At 70.2% G+C, this 15,440-nt stretch carries 11 protein-coding genes; 7 read left to right on the plus strand and 4 right to left on the minus strand.

Annotated features, from left to right (window positions below; all coding sequences use genetic code 11):
• Positions 1 to 47 precede the first annotated feature (47 nt).
• From EP757_RS35700 to EP757_RS35720, 5 genes are read left to right on the plus strand one after another with little or no spacing between them, the layout of a single operon-like run.
• Positions 48 to 1,070: an esterase family protein gene (locus EP757_RS35700; protein ID WP_127552779.1), complete on the plus strand. Its 1,023-nt coding sequence runs from the start codon at positions 48 to 50 to the stop codon at positions 1,068 to 1,070.
• 16 nt (positions 1,071 to 1,086) lie between these two features.
• Positions 1,087 to 2,322, plus strand: coding sequence for a hypothetical protein (locus EP757_RS35705; protein WP_127552780.1), 1,236 nt, complete (start codon positions 1,087 to 1,089; stop codon positions 2,320 to 2,322).
• Positions 2,323 to 2,354: 32 nt separating this feature from the next.
• Positions 2,355 to 4,568: a glycoside hydrolase family 9 protein gene (locus EP757_RS35710; protein WP_127552781.1), complete on the plus strand. Its 2,214-nt coding sequence runs from the start codon at positions 2,355 to 2,357 to the stop codon at positions 4,566 to 4,568.
• A gap of 19 nt (positions 4,569 to 4,587) precedes the next feature.
• Positions 4,588 to 5,850 (plus strand): cytochrome P450, encoded by a 1,263-nt coding sequence (locus EP757_RS35715; RefSeq protein WP_127552782.1) that lies wholly within the window; start codon positions 4,588 to 4,590, stop codon positions 5,848 to 5,850.
• A 50-nt stretch (positions 5,851 to 5,900) separates the two neighbouring features.
• Positions 5,901 to 9,083 carry an NACHT domain-containing NTPase gene (locus tag EP757_RS35720; protein WP_127552783.1) on the plus strand — a complete coding sequence of 1,061 codons (3,183 nt, stop codon included), beginning with the start codon at positions 5,901 to 5,903 and terminating at the stop codon, positions 9,081 to 9,083.
• Here EP757_RS35720 and EP757_RS35725 read toward each other — a convergent pair.
• Positions 9,071 to 9,406: an STAS domain-containing protein gene (locus EP757_RS35725; protein WP_232050178.1), complete on the minus strand. Its 336-nt coding sequence runs from the start codon at positions 9,404 to 9,406 to the stop codon at positions 9,071 to 9,073. The genes EP757_RS35720 and EP757_RS35725 overlap by 13 nt on opposite strands.
• Positions 9,407 to 9,646: 240 nt before the next feature.
• On the opposite strand from EP757_RS35725, the gene EP757_RS35730 reads away from it, so the two are divergent.
• On the plus strand, positions 9,647 to 11,101 hold the full coding sequence (locus EP757_RS35730) for an amino acid permease (protein ID WP_127552785.1): 1,455 nt from the start codon (positions 9,647 to 9,649) through the stop codon (positions 11,099 to 11,101).
• Positions 11,098 to 12,003 carry a universal stress protein gene (locus EP757_RS35735; protein WP_127552786.1) on the plus strand — a complete coding sequence of 302 codons (906 nt, stop codon included), beginning with the start codon at positions 11,098 to 11,100 and terminating at the stop codon, positions 12,001 to 12,003. The genes EP757_RS35730 and EP757_RS35735 overlap by 4 nt, the downstream gene beginning before the upstream one ends.
• A gap of 13 nt (positions 12,004 to 12,016) precedes the next feature.
• Here the strand turns inward: EP757_RS35735 and EP757_RS35740 are convergent, their stop codons facing one another.
• From EP757_RS35740 to EP757_RS35750, 3 genes are all read right to left on the minus strand, one after another.
• Entirely contained in the window at positions 12,017 to 12,994 is a 978-nt protein-coding gene (locus EP757_RS35740; RefSeq protein WP_127552787.1) for a serine/threonine-protein kinase, read from the minus strand.
• Positions 12,995 to 13,321: 327 nt separating this feature from the next.
• Positions 13,322 to 14,233 (minus strand): hypothetical protein, encoded by a 912-nt coding sequence (locus EP757_RS35745; RefSeq protein ID WP_127552788.1) that lies wholly within the window; start codon positions 14,231 to 14,233, stop codon positions 13,322 to 13,324.
• 79 nt (positions 14,234 to 14,312) lie between these two features.
• Positions 14,313 to 15,248: a sulfotransferase domain-containing protein gene (locus EP757_RS35750; RefSeq protein ID WP_127552789.1), complete on the minus strand. Its 936-nt coding sequence runs from the start codon at positions 15,246 to 15,248 to the stop codon at positions 14,313 to 14,315.
• Positions 15,249 to 15,440 lie beyond the last annotated feature (192 nt).

Raw genomic sequence — 15,440 nt, forward strand, 5'->3', positions numbered from 1 at the left:
GCACGAGCGCCCGGCGAGCGGGCCCAACCCCCAGTAGGGTGCGTTTCATGGAGGCTTGGGACGGTGCCACGGTGCGGTTCCGCTTTCCCGATGCCGGCAAGCGGCTCTCCGCCGTCCGCCTGCTGTCCTCGATCCGGCACGCCGACCTGGAGTTCGACGGCGACGGGTGGGTGACCACGATCGAGGCGCCGGCGGTGCGGCGGATCGAGTACCGGTTCGAGCTGACCCGGCCGGACGGCAGCCGGGAGACCGTCAACGACCCGGGGAACGCGGTGCACGCGGCGGGCGGGTTCGGCGAGTCGTCGGTGGTGCACAGCCCGGACTACGCGGAGCCGGACTGGCTGCACCGATCCGGGTCATCGGGCGCCTGGCGCACCCTGCATCTGCCGGTCCGGGGCCTGCACACCACCCTCGACCTGCGGATCTGGTCACCGGACGGCCCGGACACCCCGCACGGCCGGGTGCTGATCGCGCACGACGGGCCGGACTACGAGCGGTTCGGCGGCTTGACCCGCTATTCGGCCGCGATGATCCGCGCGGGGCGCGTTCCGCCGTACCACCTGGTGCTCCTGCCCCCGGGAGACCGTGACGAGTGGTACTCGGCCTCCCCCGCCTATTCCCTCGCGCTGGCCGGCGAGATCATTCCGCAGATCCGGGCGGAGCTGCACAGCCCGGCCGTCGTCGGCGCCGGGGCGAGCCTGGGCGCGCTGGCGATGCTGCACGCGCAGCGGCGGCACCCGGCCGGGTTCGCCGGGCTGTTCCTCCAGTCGGGCAGCTACTTCCAGCCTCGGCACGACATCCAGGAGTCGAGTTTCCCCCGGTGGGGGCGGATCGTCCGGTTCACCGGCCAGGTGCTGCGGGCCGGTCGCGGACCGCGGATCCCGGCGGCGCTCACCTGCGGTGCCGCGGAGGAGAACCTGGCGAACAACCGCGACATGGTGGATGCGCTGCGCGATCAGGGGTATTCCGCAGACCTCACCGAGAACCCGGACGCGCACACCTGGACGGGCTGGCGTGACGCTCTCGATCCGCCCCTGACCGCCCTGCTGTGCCGGGTATGGCCCGATTGATTTGAGGGAGGCGGCCGTGGCCGACGTCGAGCACACCATCGGAATGTTGCTGGGCACCGAGGACGACTGGCCACGCGCCTACGAAGCGCTGCTGCGCCGGGTAGGCCTGGTGAACGGGCCGGACGGCCGCACGCACCGGGCGAACGCGGTCCGGGTCACCATCGAGCCGTTCAATCTGCGTGACAAACCGCGCCACGAGCTCGTCATCGACCGCCTGGCGTACTGGTACTACCACCCGCGCGAGTGGCTCAAGAAGATCGCGCTGATGGACGACGTCTATCTGCTCAACAGTCCTTTCACCTTCCAGTCGATGGAGAAGCACGCGGCGTACTGCGCGATGATGCGCCTCGGGCTGAAGATCCCGGAGACCGTGCTGGTGCCGTTCAAGAACCCCCTGGAGAACTCGCGCTGGGCGTACACGGCGGCCCGCTACAACAAGTCGTTCGACCTGGAGGCGACCGCCGCGGCGATCGGCTATCCGCTCTGGATGAAGCCGTACGACGGCGGCGCCTGGGTCGGCGTCTCCAAGATCCGCAACGAGGCCGAGCTGCACGCCTCCTACGACGCCTCGGGTGAGCGCCTCATGCACCTGCAGGCCTCGGTCGAGGGTTACGACGTCTTCGCGCGCAGCCTGAGCATCGGCCCGGAGACCATGGTCATGAAATTCCGGCCCGATCAACCCATGCACTCCCGCTACGAGGTGGACCACAACTTCCTCTCCGCGGAGGCCGGCGACGAGGTCGTGACGATCTCGCGGCTGGTGAACGCGTTCTTCCGCTGGGAGTTCAACTCGTGCGAGTCACTGGTGCGCGGCGACCAGGTGCACCCGATCGATTACGCGAACGCCTGCCCGGACGTGGCTCTCACCTCCCTGCACTACTACTTCCCGTGGGCGATGACCGCCCTGGTCCGGTGGACCGTCTTCTGCGTGGTGACCGGCCGCAAGCCACGGCTGGACACCGACACGTCGCAGTACTTCGCGATCGCCGACGACACCTCGCTCTCCTACGCCGGCAAGCTCGCCGGTTATCGCAAACTCGCCGACGACTACTTCGAGGTGGACCGGTACCGCGAGTTCTGCGACAAGCACCTGTCGAACCTCGACGAGATCGTCTACGACTGGGTGACCTCGGACGAGTTCCGCTCGCTGCTGCGCGAGACGGTCCGTGCCATGTATCCGGTGCACGAGCACGAGAAGTTCCTCGGCCATTTCGGCGGGCTGATCGACGCCTGGATCCGCGATCAGCGTTGACGCGGAAACAGCGCCGTAATAAACATAGGTCCATGTCTCGATGGGAGCGCTCCCGAATCATCGGCCTGACGGCCGCACTACTGACAGTGGGCATGGCCGCACCGGCTCAGGCGGACGAGGTCGAGCAGGTCGTCAACGGCGGGTTCGACGGCACCGCCGACCCGTTCTGGTCGACGGCCGGCTCGCCGATCACCCTGACCGACGGCGTGGCCTGCATCGACGTGCCCGGCGGCACCACCAACCGCTGGGACGTCGGCATCGGCCAGAACGACATCGACCTGGTCGCCGGCGAGAACTACCGGTTCAGCTTCGACGCCTCCGGCGACCCGTCCGGGCACGTGGCCCGGGCGATCACCGGCCTCGCCGTCGCGCCGTACGACACCTACTTCGAGCAGTCGCCGATCCTGGGCAGTGACCTGACCCATTACGAATACACGTTCACCGCGAGCACCTCCACCGCTCAGGGGCAGGTCGCCTTCCAGGTCGGGGGCAGCCCGGACCCGTGGCGTTTCTGCGTCGACAACGTCAGCCTCGCCGGCGGCGTCCCGCCCGAGGTCTACGAGCCTGACACCGGCCCCAGGGTCCGGGTCAACCAGGTCGCGTACGTCAAGGACGGCCCGAAAGGCGCCACCCTCGTAACCGCGCAAACCGCACCACTTGCCTGGGAACTCAAGGATAAATCGGGCAAGACGCAGCTCAAGGGCAGGACTGAACCGCACGGCGTCGATGAGAGCTCCGGACAGAACGTCCACACCATCGACTTCAGCGCCTACCGCAAGCACGCCACCGGCCTCACCCTGACCGCCGACGGCGAGACCTCCCGCCCGTTCGACATCAGCACGAAGCCCTACGAGACCCTGCGGACCGACGCGCTCAAGCTCTACTACACCCAGCGCAGCGGCATCGAGATCTCGGGCGACCTGCGTCCCGGTTACGCCCGCCCGGCCGGCCACGTCGACGTCGCCCCCAACCAGGGTGACGGCGCGGTGCCCTGCCAGCCCGGCGTCTGCGACTACACGCTGAACGTGACCGGCGGCTGGTACGACGCCGGCGACCACGGCAAGTACGTGGTGAACGGCGGCATCTCGGTGTGGGGCCTGCTCAGCGAGTACGAGCACCTGCGCGGTTCCCGCAAGGTCGGCCTCACCATCCCGGAGAGCGGCGACCGCACCCCCGACATCCTCGACGAGGCCCGGTGGGAGCTGGAATTCCTGCTGGACATGCAGGTGCCGAGCGGTCACCCGTACGAGGGCATGGTCCATCACAAGATCCACGACGCTGCCTGGACCGGTCTCCCGCTGCTGCCCCACCTGGATCCCCAGCCGCGAGAGCTGCACCCGGTCTCCACCGCCGCGACGCTGAACGTCGCCGCGACGGCGGCGCAGGCGGCGCGCCTCTACAAGTCGTTCGACGCCGCGTTCGCGAAGCGTGCGCTGGCTGCCGCGCGGACCGCCTATGACGCGGCGAAGGCCAACCCGGCCCTGTACGCGCCGGTCACCGACGGTGTCGGCGGTGGCGCCTACAACGACGACAAGGTCTCCGACGAGTTCTACTGGGCAGCGGCCGAGCTCTACCTGACCACGGGTGAGCGCCGGTACCGCGACGACGTGCTGGCCTCGCCGGAGCACACCGCCGACGTGTTCGGGCCGATCGCCTTCGACTGGGCCGCCACCGCCGCGGCCGCCCGCATCGACCTCGCCCTGGTGCCGAACCGGCTGCCCGGGCTGGGAGCCGTGAAGGCGTCGGTGGCCCGGGGCGCCGACGAATATCTGGCCGTTCAGCGGCAGCACGGGTACGGCGTCGCCTACGCGCCCACGAACAACGTCTGGGACTGGGGCTCGAGCAGCGCCATCGCCAACAACCTGGTCGTCGTCGCCGCCGCCGAGAAGCTGACCGGCAAGGACCGCTACCGGGACGGCGTGCTCACCGGCATCGATTACCTGTTCGGCCGCAACGCCCTCAACATCTCCTACGTCACCGGGTACGGCGAGGTCAGCTCGCAGAACCAGCACAGCCGCTGGTACGCCGCGCAGCTCGACCCGTCGCTGCCGCACCCGCCGGCCGGAACCCTCGCCGGTGGACCCAACTCGTCGATCCAGGACCCGGTCGCGCAGGCCAAACTGCAGGGTTGCGTCGGCCAGTTCTGCTACATCGACGACATCGGCTCCTGGGCCACCAACGAGCTCACCATCAACTGGAATGCGGCATTGGCCTGGATCAGCGCATATGTAGCCGAGGAGGGCTGATCCGCCTTACCCTGACGGCATGGGGGCTCTTCGATTCGCCGCCGCGCTGTACAGGCAACGGTTCGACACCGTCTATCACGGATACGTGCGGCGCGATCCGATGTCCCGGCTGCACCTGAAGCCCGGGCGCGACAATCCGTACGCCATCTACGACCAGGTCCGGGCGGGTGGAGACCTCGTCCTCACCCGCCTGGGCAACTACGTCACCACGTCCTATGCGATCTGCTCGTCGGTGCTGCGTGACCGGCGGTTCGGCGTGCGGTCCAGCGAGATCAACGGTCCGGGCGCGCCGGGCGACGCCCTCGACATGTCCTTCCTCGACCGCAATCCGCCGGAGCACACCCGGTTGCGCCGCGTCGCCCAGCCGGCGTTCAGCCCGCGCGAGATCGCCGGATACCGCGCTCTCATCGAACGCAACGTCGACGACTTATTGGATCAAGCCCTCTCCCTGGGTACGTTCGACCTGGTCCCGGCGTTCGCCGCACCGCTACCCATCGCCGTCATCACCGACCTGCTCGGTGTGCCGGACGCCGACGCGGAGCGTTTCGCCGCCCACGGCGCGGTCATCGGCGGCGCCCTCGACGGGATCCGCGGCCTGCGCCACGCCGCGCGGCTCAAGGAGGCCAGCGACGCGCTCGACGCGGTGCTCACCGACCTGCTGAGGTTGCGCCGCCGCGAACCCGCTGATGACGCCGTCTCCCGGATCCTCGCCGCCGAGGGTGATCAGATCCAGTCGTCGGAGATCCTGCCGATGGTCCGCCTGCTGCTCGTCGCCGGCTTCGAGACGACGGTGAACCTGATCGGCAACACGGTGAACGCCCTGCTCGACCACCCGGATCAGTGGGCCGACCTGTGCGCCGACCCGGCCGGCCTGGCCGAGAAGGCCGTCGAGGAGACGCTGCGCTGGGACCCGCCGGTGCAGCGGACCGCACGGTGCGCCCTGCAGGACGTCGAGGTCGGCGGCCGGGTGGTCCGCAGCGGGCAGTTCGTCATCACGCTGCTCGGCGCCGCCAACCGGGATCCGTCGGTCTTCTCCCGTGCCGGCGTCTTCGACCTGCACCGTGAGCCGGAGACCGACCACCTGGCCTTCTCCAGCGGCATCCACTACTGCGTGGGCGCGCCCCTGGCCCGGCTCGAAGCGGTGATCGCCATCCAGCGGCTCGCCGAGCGGGCCCCGGACCTGCGCCGGGCCGGTGTGGTCCGCCGCCGCAACGCCACCCTGATCCGCGGTCCCATCCACTTCCCGGTCGCCGCCGGCGGGCGGGTCCTCGCCGCCCGCTGACAGCAATCGGACACGACGCCGGCGTCACCATCGACATAGGATCGCGCGCTATGCGGCGCGAACCCAGCCTGACCTTCAGCGGTGCGCTCGAGATCCTGGGCGCGCAGGACCCCTCCCGATTCCAGCGGCTGAGCCGGCTGCTCGGCGGCGTCATCCTGGTCTCCGGTGTCGCCGCGCTGGGCTCGGCCGCCGCGGCGCCGCTCGCCCTGATCGCGCCGATCTGGGGCTGGGTCGACCAGAAGAACGAGGCGATCGGCCTGCTCCGGGATCTGCACGCGGTGTTCCGGCGCGGCCTCGGCAAGGCGCCCACCCGTACGCGACGGGAATTGGTCGCCGCGGCGCACACCACGATCGTGGTGTCGTCGTTCTTCGAAGCGTTACGGGACCACCTCGGCGAGGAGATCGAGGACCTGGAGCTCACCTCTAGGGAGCAGGCCCACGTCGGCCTAGGACCGCATGACAGCCTGCTGCGCGCGCTCTATGAGGCCGAGGTCCCCGCACCCGACGCCAGCCGGGGCTTCACCGAGACCACGAAGGCGATCAAGGAGTGGTACGACTCCATGACCGATCGCACCCAGCGATTCCTGGAGGGCCTGGCCCACTGGGACGGCGTTGACCTCGACCAGGTGGTCAGCGAGGCGGCCGTCGAGAAGTACCGGGAGCGCTACATCGACCTCGCCGCCGCGGTCCCCGAATTCCGCATCTGGGCCTCCCTCGACGAGCACGCCGCCACCCGGTACGCCATCTCCGCACTGGCCGGCGACCTCACCCGCCGGCACGACGACCTCCTCCGGCTGGAGTCGCTGCTCACGCTCGCGGCCGGCCCCGCGATCCCCCGGTCCGAGCCGCAGGAGGTGGTCGCGCTCGCCAACGCCGGCCGGCTGGACCAGCCGATCATCAGCCCGGCGGAGGCCCGCCACCTCGGGCCGGTCGTGCTGCCCTCGGTCCGCACCGCGTTCGTGGCGCCGTCCTACCGGGTGGCCGGGATGGGACCGCAGACCCCGGTCACCGACGAGAAGTGGTGGGACGACCAGGATCGCCGGGACGACCTCGACGTGTGGCTGGCGGCGTACGCGCTGACCCCGCAGTCGACCCGGCTCCCGCTGCTGCTGCTCGGCCACCCCGGCGCCGGCAAGTCCATGCTCATGCGGGTACTCGCCGCCCGGCTGCCGCCTGACGACTACACGGTCACGCTGGTGCCGCTGCGCTCGGTCGGTGCCAACGCCGGCGTCGTCGACCAGATCCAGACGGCCCTCGACCAGGCCACCAACCGGCGGGTGTCCTGGGCCGACCTCGCCGACCGCAGCCTGGAGACGGTCCGCGTCGTCATCCTCGACGGCCTCGACGAGCTGCTGCAGGCCTCCGAGCACGACCGCAGCGGATTCCTGCAGGAGGTGACGGACTTCCAGCGGGTCGAGGCCGAGCAGCGGCGCCCGGTCATCGTGATCGTCACCTCCCGCACCGTGGTGGCCGACCGGGTCGACATCCCGTCCGGCGCCACGGTCCTCAAACTCGACGACTTCGACGACGACCAGATCCACCGCTGGATGCGCGCCTGGAACGACACGAACGCGCACCCGATCGCGGCCGGCCTGGTGCAGGGCATGAGCCGGACCATGTTCGCCGATCACCTCAACCTGGCCCGGCAGCCGCTGCTGCTGCTCATCCTCGCGCTGTACTACGCCGACCCGGACGCCGTCACCCTCACCGCCGCCTCCCCCACCGTGCTCTACCAGGACCTGTTCACCTCGTTCATCCGGCGCGAGGTGCTCAAGGACGGCCCGGTCGCGGAGAGGACCCTCGACAAGGCGATCCGGGCGAAACTCGACCGGCTCTGCGTGGCCGCCTTCGCCATGTTCAACAGGGGTCGCCAGCACACCACCGAGGCCGAGCTGACCGCCGACCTGGTCGCCCTGCACGGCGCCGGCGCCCTCGACGGCGAAGAGCCGGGCCAGCGCCTGCTCGGCGAGTTCTTCTTCGTCCACACGGCCGAGGCGACGGTGCTGGGAGCGGGCGAGACACGCCGCCGCGAGCGCCGCTCCTACGAATTCCTGCACGCCACCTTCGGCGAGTTCCTGATCGCCTACAAGATCTTGGACGAACTCCGGGCGGCCGCGGCGAGGGCCTACACCGACCGGTACGAGAGCAAACCCGACGACGGCCGGCTGGCAGCCCTGCTCTCCCATCAGCCGCTGGCCGGGCGCGCGACGACGCTGGTCTTCGTCAGGTCGCTCTTCACGAAACTGGAGCAGGCCGAACGCGACGACATCATCCGTGTTCTCGCATTCGTCAGCGAGACCTATCGCACCCGGCAGGCTCCCGGTCTCGTCCACGCCTACCAGCCGACGCCTCCCGACGCGGTACGCAGACTCGCCTGCTACTCCGCCAACGTCACCGTGCTGCGGCTGTTCACCTCGTCCGGCGCCATCGCCGTCGGCGACGAGAACGAGTGGGCGTCGACGATGAACCTGTGGAAGTCCGGACTTCGCCTCGACGGCTGGCTCGCCATGTTGTCGACGCTGAGCCGGGACGGCGGCGATCTGACCTACCCCGGGGCTTCGGCGACCCCGGAGACCGCCGATTACTGGCAGGCCGCCTTGTCGGACGACCTCGTGGCTCAGGTGAGGAACGCGGTCGGGCTGGCCGTGAACGACGGTATCCTCCTCGATGACGGCCGCATCCCCGGGCTGCACGTGCTGACCGGCCTGACCAGCGTCATCGTCGGCCGCAACATCAGCCGGGTGAAGATGAGGCTGCCCCTCGAGATCAGCCCCGCCCTGGCCGACGCCATCGCCGGCAGCATCGAGGAACTGCTGATCCTGATGCAGCCGAACGAAACGGACGCCCACGACCTGCTGCGTCCGGCCATCGGACTCGGAAAGCTCGGCGAGATCGATCCCACCGTGCTCCTCCTCACCGTCTGCCAGGCTCCCGCTCTGCTGGAGGAGGTCGCGCAACTCCGGGACCCGGACCTGTACCGCCGGGTCAAGCTCGCGCCGTTGCTGGGCCGATGCTTCGGTCCAGCCGACCATCCCGAACTGCGTGAGTTGATGGAGATCTTGGAAAGTCTCCATCCGGACGAGGCGGCCGTCGCGCGGGCCCTGCCGGACGAAGCGGTCACCGCCATCACCGAACTCGTGGCCACCTTCGGTGAGGTCGGCGCGAACCCTCTTCGCCTCAGCGTGATCGAATCCTGGGAGAAGTGGCTGAGAGAGCTGGCTCAGAACCGGTAGGAGCGGGAGTTCGGGGAGCCCGACGGCAGGCCGAACAGGTCGGACAGCCCGGTCACCCGCAGCTGACGATGAACGAACTCGCTGGGATTGCGGAGACGCACCCGGCCGCCCACGTCGCGCGCCGCCTCGTGGGCCGCGACCAGGGCGCCGATGCCCATCGAGTCCATGAAGGTCACGAAGGTCAGGTCGACGACCAGGACCCGGGGACGGCCGCGGGCGAGGGAGGTCAGCAGCTCGGCCCGGACCGAGGAGACGGTGGCGGCGTCCAGGGTGCCCCGGAGCTCGACGACGATAGCGCCGTCCGCCTGCCGCCGTGTCGTCATCACGGCCTCGCCCATTACGCCCTCCGAGCCGGGAATACACCCTTTTGACCCACGGTACCGCCCGGAAGCAGGCTGCCGTGCGGTAAGGCGATCACGGCGCACAACGCGTACGCCAAGCACCACGAAGATTGCCGCGCGCAACTCGGCTGACCGTTTTCGGCGCATCGCGGGGATCATCTTGCGGCTCTGCGGTGGGTAAGGACACGGTGACAGAAATCGCCGCCGGTCAAAGGAGTCGATATGAAGCCAGGGGTCTTCGCGGTCCGGGACGTGGGATCACTGATCACCGACACCTCCGGGGACGGACAGCTCAAGCGGGCGGTCGGCGCCACGCAGCTGACCGCCATGGGGGTCGGCGCGATCATCGGCACCGGCATCTTCGTGGTCATCGGCGAGGGCGCCGCGCTGGCCGGGCCGGCGGTCATCCTGTCGTTCGTGCTGGCCGCCGTCGCCTGCGCGTTCTCGGCGCTCTCCTACGCCGAGCTGGCGTCGTCGATCCCGGTGTCCGGCAGCGCGTACACCTACGCGTACGCGACGCTCGGCGAACTGGTCGCGTGGATCATCGGCTGGGACCTGATCCTGGAGTACGGCGTCTCGGTCGCGGCGATCGCCGTCGGCTGGGGCGGCAACCTGAACGCGTTCCTGGACGCCGCGTTCGGCTTCGCGCTGCCGGACGCCATCGCGAAGTCGCCGGAGGACGGCGGCGTCTTCAACCTGCCCGCCGTCTTCATCGTCCTGGCCATCACGTTGCTGCTGGTCCGGGGCGTGACCGAGAGCGTACGCGTCAACCTCGTCATGGTCGTCATCAAGCTGGCCGTGCTGATCTTCTTCATCGTGGTGGCGTTCGCGAACTTCAGCACCGGCAACTTCAGCCCGTTCGCCCCGGCCGGTGTGGACGGGGTGACGGCGGCCGCGGCGATCATCTTCTTCGCCTATATCGGCTTCGACGCGGTCTCCACGGGTAGCGAGGAGGCCCGCAACCCGGCGAAGGACCTGCCGCTCGCCATCCTCGGTTCGCTGATCATCTGCACGATCTTCTATGTGCTGACCGTGGCCGGCGCGATCGGCATCGCCACCCCGGAGCAGCTGTCCGGCAGCGACGCGCCTCTCGCCGCGGCATTGGACGAGGGCGCCGGCATGAGCTGGGCCGCCGCGATCCTCGCCCTCGGCGCGGTCGTCGCGATCACCAGCGTGGTCCTGGTGATCTTCTACGGTCAGACGCGGATCTTCTTCGCCATGTGCCGGGACGGCCTGCTCCCCCGCCGCCTTGCCAAGGTCAACCAGCGCTTCGGTACGCCGGCCCGCCTGACCATCGGACTCGGCGTCCTGATCTCGATCCTGGCGGCTCTCGTCCCTCTGGGCACCATCGTCGAGCTGGTCAACATCGGCACCCTGTTCGCGTTCGTCCTGGTCAACATCGGTGTGATCGTGCTCCGCCGGACCAAGCCGGACATGCCCCGGCCCTACCGCGTGCCGTGGTCGCCGGTGCTGCCGCTGATCGGTGTCGCGTTCGCCGTCTACCTGATGTCCGACCTGCCGCTGGACACCTGGATCCGGTTCGTCGCCTGGCTCGCGATCGGTCTGCTGATCTACGCCTTCTACGGCTACCGCAACTCCCGCCTGCGCCAGACCGCGTCGTCGCCCGCGAGCCCGATGGAGCGCCCGGAGACCCGCAGCGACGAGGAGCAGCCGTGACCACCGCGGCCGGGCACACCGGACCGGTGATCGTCGGCGTCGACGGCGGCGCCGCCTCGGCCGACGCCCTCGCGCTGGCCCACTGGGCGGCCACCACGCTGGAGACGACGCTGGTCGTGGCGGTCGTCCATCCCGCGCCGTCGGCACTCGGCTCCGGCCGCGTCGACGCCGAGTGGATCGCCGACCGCCGCGCCAAGGCCGAAGAGGTGCTGGCCGGCGCCCGGACGACGTTGAGCGACCTGACCACGAGCCCGGAAGGAGAGGGAAGCGGCGTCGAATACCGGGTGCTCGCGTCCAGCTCGGCGGCTCACGGGCTGCACGACCTGGCCGAGCAGCGGCAGGCAGCGCTCCTCGTCGTCGGCTCCGGATCGGCCGCGCCCGCTTCCCGGCTGATGCCCGGCAGCACCGCCGACCGCCTGCTCGCCGGCAGCGTCTGCCCGGTCGCGGTGGCGCCGTCCGGTATGGCCGATCCACCGGGCACGACCGGGCGGATCGGCGTCGCCTACGTGGACACCCCGGACGGCCGGGCCGCGCTGGCGTCGGCGGCCCGGCTGGCACGGCGCACCGGCACCTCGTTGCTGCTGGTCACCGTGGTGGCGCGCGGGGACGCCGCGCTGCCGTTCATGCTGGGAGCCGATGCCGAACGGGCGTTTCTCGACACGGCGCGGGAGACGTACGAGGAAGCTCTGCGAAAAGCCGCCGAAGCCGTCCCCGATGTGGTCGTCGAGTGGGAGTTGCGGGCCGGCGACGTTGTCGAGACCTTGGCGGAGCTGAGCGAGGTGGACGTGTTGTTCTGCGGTTCCCGAGGATATGGACCGGCACGTCGCGTGCTGCTCGGCGGCGTCTCGGCGCGCTTGCTGCGGCGAGCCCGCCGCCCGCTGGTGGTGGTCCCGCGAGCATGAGGAACCCGGCAGCCTAGCGGCGGTGGCGGCCCACCCGGTCGCCACCCGCGTGGGCGGATTCCCGGGCGAGAGGAGCCGGCGTGGTCGCCTCCGCCGCGGCCTGCGTGTCCCAGGCGGAGACCGCGGCCGGCCGTTCCGGCTCCAGGCCGAGGTCGGCGAGGGGAACGTAGACCCGCGCGTCCACCGCCTCGGCCAGCAACAAGGCCGCGACCAGGGCTGTCGGCCGGTCCTCCGGTTCCCGGGAGAGGCAGCGCGAGCAGAGGTCGAGCACCTCGGGCGGCAGGCCTTCCACGTGCGGGAGTGGCCGCGGGTCCTCGAAGCGCTGTGCCATCACCATCTCGGTGTGCGTGCGGGCCTTCCACGGCAGCTTCCCGGACAGGCTGTGGTAGAGCAGGGTGCCGAGGCCGAACATGTCGGACGCGGGTGTCGCGGGTGTGCCGTCGAAGCGTTCCGGGGCGATGTAGGCGGGCGTGCCCATGACCGGCCCCTCCGGGTCCGGGTCGGGCGAGCCGATCGCCGCGGCGATGCCGAAGTCGAGGACCTTGGCGCCGGCCGGGGTGAGCATGATGTTCGCGGGCTTGATGTCGCGGTGCACCACCTGCTGGGCGTGCGCGGCCGCGAGCGCGGCGGCCACCTCGGCACAGATCCGCACGCTGATCCGCCAGTCGAGCCGGCCGGCGGCGAGGTGGGCGCTGAGCGTCTGACCGTCGACGAGTTCCATCACGATGTACGGGACGTCGCGCTCACCGGACGGCGAGGTCCCGAAGTCGTGCACCGCTGCGACGTTCGGGTGCGCGAGCCGGGCCGCCGCGCGGGCCTCGGTCCGGACCAGGTCGACGCCGATCGGGCCGAGCGTGCCCTCCACCGCGGGCGCCATGATCTTGACGGCGACCGGCCGGTCGAGCACCTCGTCGTGTCCGCGCCACACCTCCGACATGCCGCCGAGTCCGATGCGGTTCACCAGTCGATACCGCCCGGCCAGCGTGCGCATCGTCCCTCCTCAGAGCCACTGCGAGCACCCCACCCGCGTGGAGCCGGACTTACCCAGGCGGTCAACGGACAAACCGCGCCGCGAGGCAGGACACATCCGATCGTGTCCGAAAACAGAAATGGCGGAGCCCCACCTTGTGAGTGCGGCTCCGCCATCGGACAGTGCGGCCGTTTTCCGGTGCACCTGACGTCCTGGAGAACGTTAGGGCACCTCGGATTCATCCACCACTCCGGCCCCACCCAGCGTGATCATGCTCTCAGCATGTGACACGTCAGAACCGGTCGAATCGGTTGTTACGGGCAACCTTCCGTCACCCTGAGCGATGGTTCAGGCGATCTCGGTACGGAGATCGTGCGCGCCGTCCTCGCGGGTGGCCTCGTAGTAGATCCGGTGGCCGCCGTCCGGCAGCTCGACCAGGCTCAGATAGCGCAGTCCGTGCGGCTCGTGCGGGCTGCCGACCGGCTCGCGGTCCTCGGCGGTGAGCGGGCCGAAGGAGCCGTCCGGCAGGCGGGCGCCGCGGGCCACGCCGGTCCGCTCCTCCCAGTTCTCACCGGCGGTGGCACGGCCGTCGTACGACGCGGTGATCCGGTCGCCCTCGACCAGGACCGAGGTGACCCGGACACCGCGGGCGTCCCACTCCCCGCCCCGCCCGGCCAGCGCGGTGCCCCGCCAGGTCCAGTGCACGCCGTCCGGGCTGGTCGCGTACTCGGTGGTCATCCGGTCGGCGTCGTCCCACGATTCCAGGGGATGCACCGACGCCCAGAGGTGCCAGCCGTTCTCGTCGTGGTGCAGCACCGGGTCCTTGACGCCGTGCCGCTCGTCGCCGGCGAGCACCGTGCGCGGCGTCGCGGTGGCGAGACCCTCGGGGGTGTCCGCTTCGAGCAGGTCGACCCGCCAGTGCTTGGTGCCCGGCGTGGCGGCGCTGACGTAGAGCCGCCAGCGGCCGTCGGGGGTGCGGGTCAGCGCCGGGCGTTCGAGCGACTCGGCACCGAAGCCGTCCTTGCCGATCTCGGCGACGACCTCGAAGGTGAGGCCGTCGGCCGAGCGGGCCACCACGTTGGCGATGCCCCGGCCCGCGCCGATCGGCAGGCGCAGGCGGTAGGCGAGGTAGATGAAACCGTCCGCCCGGATCGTGCTGGGCGCGCCCGACCAGGCGCCCGGTTCGGTGCCCGGTGGTTCCACCACCACGGTGGAGTCCTCCCAGCGCGGCAGTGGCAGGGCCGTGATTCCGATGGTCAAGGCGGCTCTCCTGGGTTGCGGCGACGGAACCCGTCAAGTTTGCATCATCTATGGGGAAGGTGGGGTTTAGGTGACCGGATCAGCGGGCCCGGGCGTGTCGGTCGAGACTGAGCCAGTCGTCGTACCGCTCGCCGGTCACCTCCTGGAGCAGGGCGATGTCGTCGGCGAAGTATGGCAGCAGTTCGGCCCGTTCCTCCGGTGTGGTCACCGGCCGGTTGCCCTTCTTGCGGTGCAGCAGAGTGAGCAGCGGGCCACGAGCGGCCAGGCGCAGCGGCACCGGGAAGTGATGGCCCCAGTCGCCGCCCGAGCGCAGCAGGCCGCGCAGCGCCCGGTTGACCGCGGTGTCCTCGACGTAGTGCCGGTTCACGTTCTCCTTCGGGATCGACGTGAGCACGCCGGTGCGCACGCCGAGGAAGGCGCAGACCTTGTCGAGGGTGCGGGCCGGGTCGTCCTTGAGCTCGCGGTAGCGCAGCAGCAGCACCTGGTCGCGGTCGAAGTGCTGGTAGAGGTGTTGCAGCTGCTCGCCGTACCTGCCGAGGCTGATGTAGTGCCAGAAGTCGGCCCACTGCGCGGCCTTGCGATCCTCCTCGGCGTGGCACGCCTCGAGGAACGCCGCCTTCTCCTCCAGCCCGGCCACCCAGAGGTGGGTCCAGTTGGAGTGCGCCCGGTCCACGGGATCACGCAGCAGGAAGATCAGCTTGACGTCCGGGATGAGCTTGGCGATCCGCTCGTGGGCGCTCCGGTCGTACAGATAGAAGGGCGTGGCCTCACCGCGCAGCGTGCCCACCGGGGCCGGCTCGAACAGAGCCTCGTAGTCGTCGCGGCGCCAGACGTGCTCCTGGTAGGTCTGCACGTCGCCGGGCCCGCCGACGGTCGGTGGCGGGCCGTCGGAGAGGAAGAACTTCGGTTCCTTCACCGCGGGCAGGAACAGCCCCGGATGACGCACCAGCGCGGCATGCAGGGCCGTGGTGCCGGCTTTCGGTACGCCGGCGATCAGGAAGTCGGGAAGTGCCATCAGGCCCCCTCGGCTCGCTTCTGCTAAATGAGGGTAAGCCTACAGATCCACTAGGATTTAGCATCCCGTGTGGCGCACGTCACGCCCACCGGCGCCACCACCGATCGCGCCGCCGGAAGCGCGGGCAGTCACACAACGCGCACTCGGTGCCGGCCCGGTGATGCTCATGTGCCCGCCGCGGGTGGTCACAGA

Source organism: Actinoplanes sp. OR16 (assembly GCF_004001265.1).
Lineage (GTDB): Bacteria > Actinomycetota > Actinomycetes > Mycobacteriales > Micromonosporaceae > Actinoplanes.